This window comes from Desulfoprunum sp. (assembly GCF_053613775.1).
This window is the reverse complement of record NZ_JBSHXH010000004.1, coordinates 775,609-786,991: the sequence shown is the minus strand read 5'-3', so window position 1 is coordinate 786,991 and position 11,383 is coordinate 775,609. Positions and strand designations below refer to the sequence as shown.

The 11,383-nt window shown below is 55.7% G+C and carries 9 protein-coding genes; 4 read left to right on the top strand and 5 right to left on the bottom strand.

The genetic code is table 11. The features are described 5' to 3' along the window. Positions 1-69 precede the first annotated feature (69 nt). From ACWGKN_RS07575 to ACWGKN_RS07560, 4 genes are all read left to right on the top strand, one after another. Entirely contained in the window at positions 70-384 is a 315-nt protein-coding gene (locus ACWGKN_RS07575) for a hypothetical protein (protein WP_452094975.1), read from the top strand. A gap of 170 nt (positions 385-554) precedes the next feature. After that, complete coding sequence (locus ACWGKN_RS07570; protein WP_424252675.1) at positions 555-947, top strand: hypothetical protein; 393 nt, start codon at positions 555-557, stop codon at positions 945-947. 231 nt (positions 948-1,178) lie between these two features. Continuing rightward, positions 1,179-1,682 carry a hypothetical protein gene (locus ACWGKN_RS07565; RefSeq protein WP_035233391.1) on the top strand — a complete coding sequence of 168 codons (504 nt, stop codon included), beginning with the start codon at positions 1,179-1,181 and terminating at the stop codon, positions 1,680-1,682. Positions 1,683-2,163: 481 nt separating this feature from the next. Further along, positions 2,164-3,324, top strand: coding sequence for an IS4 family transposase (locus ACWGKN_RS07560; RefSeq protein WP_452094974.1), 1,161 nt, complete (start codon positions 2,164-2,166; stop codon positions 3,322-3,324). A gap of 193 nt (positions 3,325-3,517) precedes the next feature. Here the strand turns inward: ACWGKN_RS07560 and ACWGKN_RS07555 are convergent, their stop codons facing one another. The 5 genes from ACWGKN_RS07555 to ACWGKN_RS07535 form a co-directional block, all read right to left on the bottom strand. Further along, complete coding sequence (locus ACWGKN_RS07555; protein ID WP_452094973.1) at positions 3,518-3,823, bottom strand: hypothetical protein; 306 nt, start codon at positions 3,821-3,823, stop codon at positions 3,518-3,520. Between the two features lie 221 nt (positions 3,824-4,044). Further along, positions 4,045-7,203: a UvrD-helicase domain-containing protein gene (locus tag ACWGKN_RS07550; protein WP_452094972.1), complete on the bottom strand. Its 3,159-nt coding sequence runs from the start codon at positions 7,201-7,203 to the stop codon at positions 4,045-4,047. Next, entirely contained in the window at positions 7,200-9,896 is a 2,697-nt protein-coding gene (locus ACWGKN_RS07545) for a PD-(D/E)XK nuclease family protein (protein WP_452094971.1), read from the bottom strand. Before ACWGKN_RS07545 ends, ACWGKN_RS07550 begins: the two co-directional genes overlap by 4 nt. Before the next feature lie 354 nt (positions 9,897-10,250). Next, positions 10,251-10,574, bottom strand: coding sequence for a hypothetical protein (locus tag ACWGKN_RS07540; protein ID WP_452094970.1), 324 nt, complete (start codon positions 10,572-10,574; stop codon positions 10,251-10,253). 212 nt (positions 10,575-10,786) lie between these two features. Continuing rightward, positions 10,787-11,191, bottom strand: a complete 405-nt coding sequence (locus ACWGKN_RS07535; RefSeq protein WP_452094969.1) for a hypothetical protein — start codon at positions 11,189-11,191, stop codon at positions 10,787-10,789. Positions 11,192-11,383 lie beyond the last annotated feature (192 nt).

Genomic DNA, 11,383 nt, shown 5'->3' with positions numbered 1-11,383 from the left:
ACGTGGCTGGTGAGCCTATCGCTCTGTTTGATCCCGTGTCCAAATTATTGCCACAATTTTGTGGAGAGGATGAATTGCAATGAAAACAAGAAATGTCATTATCTCGTATGCCGGTCTTTTTCTCTTTGTCGCCACAATGGCAGCCTGTGCATCGGAGCCAAGACAGCAGACGACGGAAGAGGTGATTCAGAAGACCACCACGACGACCCAAACGCCTATGAGCCAGGAGAGGAGGACCACGACGACGACTACCGAGAGTCAATAGGTGCCGGTCCGTTCAACGTTCAACAGCCTGCGGTGAGCAGTCCTGCGGGTTGCGACCAGATTGCCGATTTTCAGTCAAGTGCCGCCGTGGGCTCAAGCGTCATTTTTGCCACTCTCTGACACTCCCCGCGAAAGGGGAACCCCAAAGAGAGGAATGCCGCCGAGAGGACGGAGGGCTTGTTCAGCCAGGTGAGGCGTCCTTCCCTGCCAAAAACTGCCGGCAGATTGCGGCAGGAAGAAACGAAGCCTCATACCCGATGTGCCTCAACTTAACCCAAAAGAGGATTTCCATGAAAAAAACGATGTCGTTCGTATTTGCCTTAGCACTCCTGGCAGCACCGGGCGCAGTATTTGCCCAACAGAACGTGTCCGTCAGAACGGTCACCACCGAATCCGCCGGGACTATCAGCGAGATCAATCCCGACACCCTGATCATCCGGTCGGAAACCGGTTCATCGCCGATGAACTACACCTACACCAAGAGCACGACTTATGTTGATGATGCAGGTGTCCCCGTCTCCATGGAGACGGTTAGATCAGGCATGCCGGTGACGGTATATTACACCCAGGAAGGCGATCGAATGGTCGCGACCAAAGTAGTGGTTCGTAGAACCACGACCTCGACCGAAACGCCCACAATCGAAAAGAAGACCACCACGACGACAACGAGTGAGACCAAATAGGTCATCCTCGGTGGTGCAGTACGGCAAACCCGCAGGAACACACCCCGGCGGGCTTGCCGGTTATGGTGGGTCAATGGATGCCAGGCCGACCGTTGCTGCGAAAAGGCAGCGCATGGAGGAGGTCAGCCGGCCTCCTTCTTTTCGTTAAAGATTGACTGAAGGCATGCAGTATTTGAGCGATTTGGTCCTTGAATGTGGATGAATCGCAAAACCAGAACAGGAGATATCACTATGTTGAAAAAGAGCGTGCACGTACTGGCGGTGACATGCCTGATCGTCACTGGGAGCAGTTTGGCTGTGAGCGCGGCTGGAGAGGAGACGCAGGGTCAAATCGATGGCATTATGAGCGCATTGCCGAAATTCGCCGTGCCGATGCGTGAGGTGGGGGACAGATTCCAGAACATGTTTTATGCCGCCGAGGGTGGGAACTGGGCTCTGGCTTCGTATATGTCCAAGTATATGGACAAGGCGATGAATCCGGCCAAGATCACCAAGCCGAAGGAGTATCCAGACTGGGCGGCATTCTATAAGGAAGAGTTTGCCCCGGTCAACAACGCCATCGCGGCACAGGACATGGCGACCTTCACCAAGGAATACAACGCCGTCATTGCGTCATGCAATGACTGTCATGCCGGTATGGGCTATGGATTTATAAAGGTGGTAAAACTGGCATCTCCCCCGGACCAGGGGATCGAGTACAAACTGGCTTCCAAGGCGGTGGATGTGCCGAAATAACCGGCCCAGTCTTCAAAACTCCACTACAGACCGCCTGTCCGATCACTGAACAGTGCGGTCTGTTGGATCAAAAATATCTGTTGCAGGTGGCGCAGACAGGCCAGGGAGGGTGACGCAGATGAGGTGATTCAGATACACCTCGCCGATTCCGTTTCTCCCCTTCCCGAGACTGACGCTGCTGGTCGCGGCGGCAATGACGCGGAAGCATTGCTTTCTCCCCACACCCGAGGTTGACGCCCTGACTCCAATACTCTCGGTATGGGAATTCAGGACACGCACAGGCATCGGAGGGGATGGATAGTGTCCATCCGGACACTTCAACCTGCTGATATTTAAGTAATATACAGTAATGTCCGGTTAGAAAATTGCAGTTAAAAAAATACGAAAAATATAAATAAAACGAATATTTAACTTGACAAATCAATGAAAGCGGGTCGCGATTATTTTCATAGTTATCCTATTAATTCAATGAGTTATGAAAATGCCGCGATTACTGCCAACGAAAGCAAAATATTCGACCGTCTCCTTCAAAAAACTGAAGCGCCCTTTAAAAAAGATCCTGAAAAAAGCCCCACAGCTTGAATCCAGGTGCAACAGGCCTCTACAAATGGATTTTAACGACCAACTCAATGCTCTCATCTTCTTTCATCTAGAAGAGCATACCTCCGGTAGGCATCTCATCCAGAATCTGAAGGAGGATGACTTTGCAAGAGAACATATTGCCCCGGAAAAAGGTATTTCCAAGAGTTCATTCTTTGAGGCTATGAATGACAGAGGTCTTGAACAATTTCTTTATGTCTTCAATGCTCTGCAAGAACAGGCGCGTACAGTCTTGCCGCAAAAATTTCCCGAACTCGGCCAATTGGTGGCAATTGATGGCTCCTTGATTGACTCTGTCCTTTCCATGACCTGGGCCGATTATCGAGGTGGTGCCAAAAAAGCAAAAACCCACATCGGGTTTGACATCAATCGTGGCATCCCGCGGAAAATATTCCTTACCGCCGGCAACGACGGTGAGCGGCCATTTGTCAGCAGAATACTGCTGCCGGGCGAAACCGGGATCCTTGATCGAGGATATCAGCAGCACAAAAATTTCGACCTTCTCCAGTCAGAAGGAAAACACTTCGTTTGCCGTATCAAAGCAAATACCACAAAAACATGCTTGGAAAAGATCCCTTTATTAAAAGATTCTATTGTCTTCTATGACGCAAAGGTTCTTCTCGGCCAGCAAGGCATCAGTCAGACTGAAAAACCATTGCGACTCGTCGGGTATGAGATTGACGGCATACGATACTGGGTTGCCTCAGATCGTTTCGATCTGACCGCTGAGCAAATTGCCTTCATATACAAGCTTCGTTGGGATATTGAGACATTCTTTGCCTGGTGGAAACGACATCTCAAAGTGTATCATCTTATTTCAAGAAGCCCGCATGGATTGATGATCCAGATGCTTGTCGGGCTGATCACCTATCTTTTGCTCGCCATCTATTGTTATGAGGAGCATGGAGAATCAGTCAGCATCAAAAGAGTTCGGCAGCTGCGAAACAAAATCCACAATGAATCGAGGACCGCTGAATTGCACGACTCTGATATGGAAAGCCAAGGCAACGCTTTAACCCAAAAAACCTATGCAAGTCCTTAACCGGACATTACTGATTGAGCCACTGGAGTTGGTACATAGCTTCTTTGGTCACTTCAAGATTGCATTTGTAGACCTTTTTTTCATCGCTGCTGTTTGATTGTGATTTCATTTTTTAATCCTCTTGATCGTTTGTAATACTTTGTCAATTTTCTTTGCCAGTTTTGTACCATCTACTTCTCAAGTTCTTGCTAACTCAAATTCCGATATAGCTGCTGATTTTAGCAGCAAGCCTTAAATGTTCTTCTCCGAGAATGAGGACTTTTGTTTGAGAAATATCTCCTTCTTCATTTTCTTCGGTCTCGATTTCTATCTTACCAACCCGATGCAATTCCTCCACTTTGTCCGGGCGAAGCCAGAGTGAATCATCCTCATCGAACTGGTCGAGGCTGCACCATTCCCAAAGCTCCTTCTGCACCGCTTCATAACAGATATCTTGAATCGATTCGTCCAGTTCTTCAAATTCAATTTCCTCATCGGTGGCGTAGTCCCGGTCCCACATACGAAGTGACGTCAGTTTTTTACCGGAAAATTCCGCGTAAAACTGTTCATAGGTGTAGCCTCCTCCGCCAAGGTAGCCGGCGATTACTCCGCCTATGCTGTTCTGGGTGATTGGTCTCCAGGCACCAAAACGACGGCACTGACAGCCGTCTTCCCATTCGTACCAGATACCACATACCGTGTATGGTTGCCTGTCTTCAATCTGTTCGTTTTCCCAACTTTTTAATTTTGGTGGTTGTCAGCTACAGTGACCATGGTGCCGGCAACCGCGAAATGAATATATTGGCTCATGACCGGTACGCCGGTGGCCTCTTGCAGGGCGTGCGCGTACGCCGCCAGCTGGCCGCTGTACCCGAGCGCCCGTTCCAGCATGTCGTCATGGGCTCCGGGGAAAGATTTGTGATCGATCAGGAGCCAGCCCCGTTCGGTCCTTACCGCCAGATCGATCCAACCGCTAAGCAGTTGGCCGTTTGCCTGGACTTGATGGATCGGCCATTCGGGAAAGGCCTCGTACGCGCCGTGGGTGGCTTGTAACCACTGGTGCAATCCCTGCACCATCATGGCGACTTCTCCGGGTTGCAGATGGCGGTCGGCCTGGAACCGTTGCAGCGTCTCTTTGATCATCTGGAGACGAGAGGCTTCATCCATGATAAAAAAAGAGGCGGCGATGATGGCGTGCAGGGCATCGCCCACTGCCTGCATGTCGGCACCTCCGAGCAGGCTGAGCCGCGGACCGATGGCGGCTGTCGAGGCGACCGTGGCGCCGGCAACCGGCGGAAAAGCACTGGGCGACAACAACGCCGGCGGCCTGAATTCGGCGGGGCGGCGCGGCGGAAACCAGAGACGGGGAAGGGACGAATCCGGAACCGGGGGAGACTCGTTTGCCTGCAGTAGCCGATGGAGCACGTCAATCTGCCGTCCGTCCGGTAATTGCATGACCCCATCGGTCGGTGTGAACCAGTCGGCTTCCAGCAGCGCCAGCCAGGGAAAGGCTTTTTTCTTGCCGGGTAAAGGGAGCACGAGCAGGTCGCGGGCACGGGTAAAGCTGACATACAGCAGCCTGATCGCCTCGGCCTGTTGCCGGCGAAGATCCTCCGTGCCGATCCGGCTCTCCGAGATCCTCTCGTAGACGTCGATACCGGCCGCTTGTTTGCCGAAGGGTTTCACCCAATACCTGATCCGCCGGTTGGCCAGGGGGTGTTCCATATCCGTCTTGTCCATTTCGCTGACGATAGACTGGCCCCAATAGCCCGACCGTACGTCCGTATCGAGATCGGTGCAGATCACCGCCGGCCATTCCAGTCCCTTGGCGGCGTGGTGCGTCAAGACCTGAACCGCTTCGACGCCGGTATCGATCCCACGGCTGTCCAGTTTGCTGTCGGCCAGGCTCCGCAACCACAGCAGCAGGCCGCCGGCGGTGGCGGCGCTGCGCTCCTTGGCGCATTCATCCTCGTATTGGGTCGCGTAAGCTCTGAGTTTTTCGATATTGGCCAATCGCTGGGCCGCTCGGGAATCGTTCGGCCCCCAGGCCAGCGCCGTCCGTTCCACGTCTCCCAGGTGCAGGGCCAGCTCCAGCGCCTCCAGCGGCGACAGGACGGCCAACTGCCGACGCTGCCCATCGAGGGCCGTCAGCGTCTCGCTGACAAACGTCCCTTCGAGACCCCAGCGGCTCTCCGGCAGGCCGTCGGCCAAGGCCTGCAAGCGACTCTCAAGCCAGATCTCGGGCTCGGTGACCTCCTTGAGAGCGACTATTTCGGTGGCGGCCAGCGTGTCGTCTGCATCGATCAGATACCGCAGGCAGGCCAGGGCCAGGCAGGCCTCCGGGGTGGCCAGCAGCCCGGTGCGGCTCAGGCTCACGGGGATCCCCCGGGTGGCAAGAGCGCCGGCGTAACCGGCAGCTTTGTCATGGGTTCGGCTGAGGACGGCAATATCACCGGCCGTCAGCGGCCGGAGGATTCGGCTGTCCTTGTCGACGACCATGGGCGGATCAGCCAGCAGATCCGCTACTCCCTGGGCAAGGGCGGTAGCCTGTAGGTTCAGGTTGTTACCATCCAGCGTCCACCACTGCAGGGCGGCAGCGCTCGATTGTTCCGGGTAGGCCGGTTCGAGGACTACCTGTTCTTTTGCCAGAATGCCGGCGAAGGCCGGAGTGAAAAGCTGGTTGGCCAGTTGGACAAGTTGCGGCCGGGAACGCCATGATTTCGGGAGTATCTCAATATCGGTGCCGGACTCGGACAACCGCCTGACCACTCCGTTCATGAGTTCCGGATCGCTGCCGCGAAACCCGTAAATGGCCTGCTTGATATCACCGACCCAGACCGTCTGCTTCGCCAGGGCGGCCAGCTTGAGAAACACCGCCAGCTGAATAGGGCTGGTATCCTGAAATTCGTCGACCAGCAACAGATCCAGCTCCTGGGTCAGGGAGGAGGTCACCTCTTCACGATCGAGCAGGTCGAGGACCTGTTTTTCCTGATCGATGAAATCCATCAGGCCGCGCTCCTCCTTGAAGCTTCGATAGGTGTCCATCGCCCGGGCGGCCAGATCGAAGACGGTGGAGACACAGACGCGCAGGTCTTCGTGCAGCAGCGGGTGGCTATCGTAGGCCTGTGCCGCCTCCTGGACCTTTTCAGCGGCGGGGCGGCAGCGTTTCCCCGGCTCTGCCTTGCTCAGTTTGACCCAGTTCGCCCAGGTCAGCCGATTGTCCTTCAGAGCACGCAGCGCAGCGTTGACCAGTGTCAGGTATTCGGCGGTCTTCTTCGTCGCATCGCCGCTGTCTTGTATGGCCTGGCGGCAGTCGAGCAGCGCCTTGCGGAGGCGACTGTTCAGCTCGTCGCCGGAGGTGTAGGGCGACGGGAAAAAGGCGAGCAGTTCCTCGCAGCTCGTCTTTGCCATCGCCGGCAGATCCGCGGCATCGATATCGTTGGCCCGGGCCATGTCGACTATATGCCGCACCGCTTCCCGCCAGTCCGACAGGGACAGCCGGCCGGTACGGTTCAGCATCCGCGAGGTTTCGTCAAGGTGGACGGCCTGTTCAAACGCCTGGCCGAACAGTGCCGCGGCGCGTTCCTGTTCAATGACCTCCAGTTTCGGCGACAAACCGGCCTCGAACGCGTAGCGCACCAGCAATCGGCCGCAGACGCTGTTCACGGTCCCGATCAACGCCTGGTCGATGATAATGCTTTCTTCGACGCGGCCCGCCTTGACCAGACCTTGGCGGACCCGCTCGAGCAATTCGGTGGCTGCCTTTTTGGTGAAGGTGGTGGCGATTACCGCCTGGGGGCGAACGGTGCCGGCGGCCAACTGGTTGTTCAGAAAATCGGTCAGGCGGTAGGTCTTGCCGCTCCCGGCACCGGCGCTGATGAAGCGAATGGAGCGAGTCATGCGTCCTCCGACCACCCGGTCAGGGTGGCATATTCATTGAACCGATCGTTATGTTCGTCGATGGCCAGGCCACCTTCAGGGGCGAGCGATCTCCCGTCACTCTCGGTGCCGGTAACGGTCACCTCGATCTGTCCCTGATCCAGTTGCTGCCGGCGCCAGCGCCAGGTGCTCTCGAAGGCGGCCCAGAGGGCTGCAGCGCCTTGCTCGTCATCAGGGGCGAACACCTCGGCGCCCGGGAAGAAATCGGTGTTCTGCGCCAGCAGCCGTCTTTCCGAGAATATGTAATACGCCGGCTCGGGCAGCATGGCCGTTTCACCACGGCGCAACCACGAATAAATGGCCAGCTGCAGGTGGCGGTTCTCCTTGAGCTCATCGGCCCGATAGGAGCCGCCGCCGAGTTTGAGGTCGATCAAGGCCTCCCGGCCCTTCCGGTTGGTCACCAGCATGTCGATGAACCCGGCGACCCGGCCGCCGAGAAAACTGCCCTGTACCTGTTGCTCCATACAGACCGATACGACGCCGGCGGCACGGAGTTGGCCGATCAGGTCGGTACAGGCGTGAAGCGCCATATCGTGCAGGTTCTCACGCTCCGGAGTCCGGCCGGGGAGGAGAAAATTAGCCCCTTCGGTGTGCAGCAGGTCGGTGAAGGTCTGCTCGACCCAATCCGTCAGGGCAGCATTCGAGGCCTGCTGCCAGTCAAAACCGCCAGGTTGGAAGAGGCGTTCCAGTAGGTGATGCAGCAGTGTGCCGGACTGGCGATTGCCGTCGATGATTTCGGCCAGGCTACCCGGCCTGATGCGGGCATGGTATCGGAGCACCCACTGGTAGGGACTTTCCAGAAAGGCCTTGAGGCTGGAGAACGATTCCTGCTCGCGGCAGGTCAGCAGCGCGGGAGAACCGAGCTGCCACCACCGTTTCGGACGGGCCAGCGGCAGGGGCCTGATCGGTTCCACCGCAATGTTGAGCCGTCCTGTGTCGCAGTTGTTTGCCAGCACTGTATCGAGATTGACCCGCGGCACGGTGTCGTCGGTCAGTGCGGCAATGCGCTGCCAGAGCGGGTGGGCAACGGTGGGTTCGCCACCGCTGCTGCATGGCTGCAGAAAGATGAGACGGTCGCTCGCCGCCCGGGCCGGCAGCAACCACTTCGCCGCCTCCCGTTGCAGAAGCCGTTCGGCGGCAGGGAGATCGGCCCCGTTTTCGGCCAGCACTCGTAATTCCCGCTCGTCCCACGGCCAGCGGGCCGGCAGATTCGGTGCGGTGAAGTGATACCAGCAGACGGTGCCGTTGCGCTCCCGACAGGCGCCGGGTGCATGGACGATGTGGACATGGCCGCATTCGGGATACTGGTCGGTACGGCGGGTCCCCTCGGCGGTGACCTGATCGATCAGGCGGTTGAGTTGTAACCGGCCGATCCGGTCGCGCTGGCTCGTTGCCAGTTGTTTCAGCAGTTGCCCGGCAAGCCGGGCCTGGGCGCCGGCCGCGGAGTAGAGGATGGCCTCGGCCGGTTTTTCCTCTTCCAGGGTGATGGCACGGGCGACCGCCCATTGGGCGATTAAAGCGCAGGTGTCAGCCAGCACTTCTGGCGGCGCCCCCTGGTCTGGATCATAGACAGCGGTGGTCAGCCATTGGGCGATCAACTCTTCGATTCGTTTCGCCTCCATTGTATCGCCGTCGGCACGTTCGACCGCCCGTGCCTTGATCTCTTCGATAGCGCTGTGCCACCGGTCGCCGCCGATGCCGGGGTATTCGGCAACCACCTTGGCCAGGCGCTGCCGGCAGAATGACGGCAACGGTGATACCGGGTTGGCGAGGAACTCGAGCAGCCGATAGGGGTCGAGTGGCCGCCAGATGAGACTCAGAGCGAGCGGCAGGATCTGCAGATGGGGCCGCCAGGGAGAAGGGGCCGCACTTCCGGTGATCGGCAGGTTGTGGCCGGAAAAAGCAAGATCGAGCACGTGCGAACGGTTGCCGCGAATAACCGTCGTTTCGGCCCGCAGGGACTCATCGGCCAAAAGAGAGACGAGACCGTCGGCCAGCATGGTCTCGTTAGCTGCGGTCAGGAGTTGGACAGAGCCGTCACCGTGCAGACGGCAGGGGCTATTGTGCAATAGCGACTCTTGCAGTGCCGCCAGATCTCCGCTTGATTCGGGCAACGGATCAGGAAGAAACGGTGCGTCAAGCTGCGTGGTGGGCAGATGGCCGATTATCTCCCGCCAGGCGAAGGACAGGTCCGTCGGGTCGTCAATCAAGGTAAGGGTGATGCCGATGTCGCCGGATTCCCGGAGGTGCTTGGCAATGCTTCGGAGGCGATCGGCCAATCCCGGTGAAAGAAGTTGCCGGGCCTCTTGCTCGACTACCGCCAGGTCGGACAGCCGCTGACTGGCCGAGCCGGCGGTAGTCCCCCGCCAGCCGGCTTCGATCCAGGTGTCGCGCCAGTCAAGCAGGGTCTGGGCCACCGCTAGTTCATCGACGGCCAGCGAGCGGCTGTAGAATCGCGTTCCGGTATCGCAGTGCCGTAAACAATCAAGGTATTCGATCACGCGCAGAGAGTCGTGAGGATAGCGGCCGCGCAGGCCGAGTCTCGTTTCGAGCAGGTTCAACAGTCCTTTGGGACCGGTCATCAGATGACCGGCAGCAGTGGCCGGCCGGGGTGACGTGTATCCGTCGAGATCAAGCCCGAAGATGACGTTCATTCCAGTCCTTCGTGGTTGGGTTTTGCCGGGAGGTGGTGGGAGAGGCAATCAGCGCCCAATGTGTGGGGGTATCCCGTCTGCGACGCCTCATTATGGAGAACTTGCAGATAGTCCGGGGCATCTTCGGCAGATATAGCCCTATCGAACGGATTTCCAACCCCCATCGCCCTGCCGAAGGTGTCTAAAACCGTCAATTACCGTAGTGGAATTGGTCGGTTATTGCAAGCCATTCGCAACCTGTTAATCACGCCAATGCTTTGCCAAAGATGCTTCGTGTACTGTTTTCGAGCGGCCAAACGGAAAAACTGCTTCAGTTGTTAAATGCCAGGGATTATCGCCTCGAATTTCTACCACTCATGATTGTTTTAGATCACCAGCGCTCTCGGAATCGAGCAAATCCTCATGAAGGCGAAAATTGAAGTTCACAAAGACATAGCCCTCTGAACCCCGTTTGATCGTGAATTTGTCCTCCAGAATGGTATAGCTATCTTGAACCATCTGCAGCAAAGCTTCATCACTGACGCCGGCAACATCGCCACTGTGAAAGATTACTGACTCAGCCAGGATTCCTTCCCATGACCACGATTGATAAAGGGCCGGAAGGTCACCAATTTCAACTTCTGCCTGAGCCAAGATGGTAGTATCCGGGTCTTCCGGAACGTCGCTGAAATTTTTCATACAGACCTTCTCCCGCTTCATCCTCACACAAAAGAGACATGAACCGATCACCTGAGGTTGTAAGGCTTTTTTGACCTTATTATCGTGTTTTATCGATTTTATCTAAGGTTACCTGTCATGTAACGATAATAGATCGATTTGGTGATCGCCATCACATGACAGGTGTTAAAAAGTGCTGAAGATTGATCACCATATTTACAATGGATAAGTCCCTATTCGTCATCTCCGACATCAATATCTTCAGTCGTAGTGGGTGTGAGAGTGACGACGCCTGTCCTGATGCCATATTTCAGAGTGTATTTCTGTCCATCAGCCACATTCTTGCCTTCAAACATCCAGGAAGGAACAGTCAGCCCTCTTTTGGCCGAATATTGTGGGCCCTTTTTCACCCTGCCAACAGTCTTCTCAACCAAATTATCCAGGAAAATACTGTTGCCTTCCAATTTGACGGCAGCGAGAAACACGCTGTCTGTCAGTTTTTTTGCATCAGAGATTTCTAATTTTTCGGCAAGTTGATCTTTTGTGAGACATTCTTTTCTAAGAACCGATACCAAATTTTTTAAAAACTCTTTGTTACTAGCCAGTCGTTGTCTTCTCTGCTTTGGCATATCATTCATTACGTTGTTCTCCTTCATCGTAGTAGGTTTCAATTTTTATGGTGCTTAGTTTTAATCTGAAAGATAACTGGATGAAATATCATATTAGTTGTACTTGGAAAAGGTTAAAATCTCCCGCCTTTCAGGCGGGTAGCTTTTCTGCTCGCGGTTCACCAAGGTGCATCATTTTCTCAATTTGCTGTTCCAATATTC

Coding starts and splice junctions, on each gene's coding strand:
- ACWGKN_RS07575 (WP_452094975.1), top strand. CDS start 70: ATGAATTGCAATGAAAACAAGAAATGTCATTATCTCGTATGCCGGTCT.
- ACWGKN_RS07570 (WP_424252675.1), top strand. CDS start 555: ATGAAAAAAACGATGTCGTTCGTATTTGCCTTAGCACTCCTGGCAGCA.
- ACWGKN_RS07565 (WP_035233391.1), top strand. CDS start 1,179: ATGTTGAAAAAGAGCGTGCACGTACTGGCGGTGACATGCCTGATCGTC.
- ACWGKN_RS07560 (WP_452094974.1), top strand. CDS start 2,164: ATGCCGCGATTACTGCCAACGAAAGCAAAATATTCGACCGTCTCCTTC.
- ACWGKN_RS07555 (WP_452094973.1), bottom strand. CDS start 3,823: ATGTGGGACCGGGACTACGCCACCGATGAGGAAATTGAATTTGAAGAA.
- ACWGKN_RS07550 (WP_452094972.1), bottom strand. CDS start 7,203: ATGACTCGCTCCATTCGCTTCATCAGCGCCGGTGCCGGGAGCGGCAAG.
- ACWGKN_RS07545 (WP_452094971.1), bottom strand. CDS start 9,896: ATGAACGTCATCTTCGGGCTTGATCTCGACGGATACACGTCACCCCGG.
- ACWGKN_RS07540 (WP_452094970.1), bottom strand. CDS start 10,574: ATGAAAAATTTCAGCGACGTTCCGGAAGACCCGGATACTACCATCTTG.
- ACWGKN_RS07535 (WP_452094969.1), bottom strand. CDS start 11,191: ATGAATGATATGCCAAAGCAGAGAAGACAACGACTGGCTAGTAACAAA.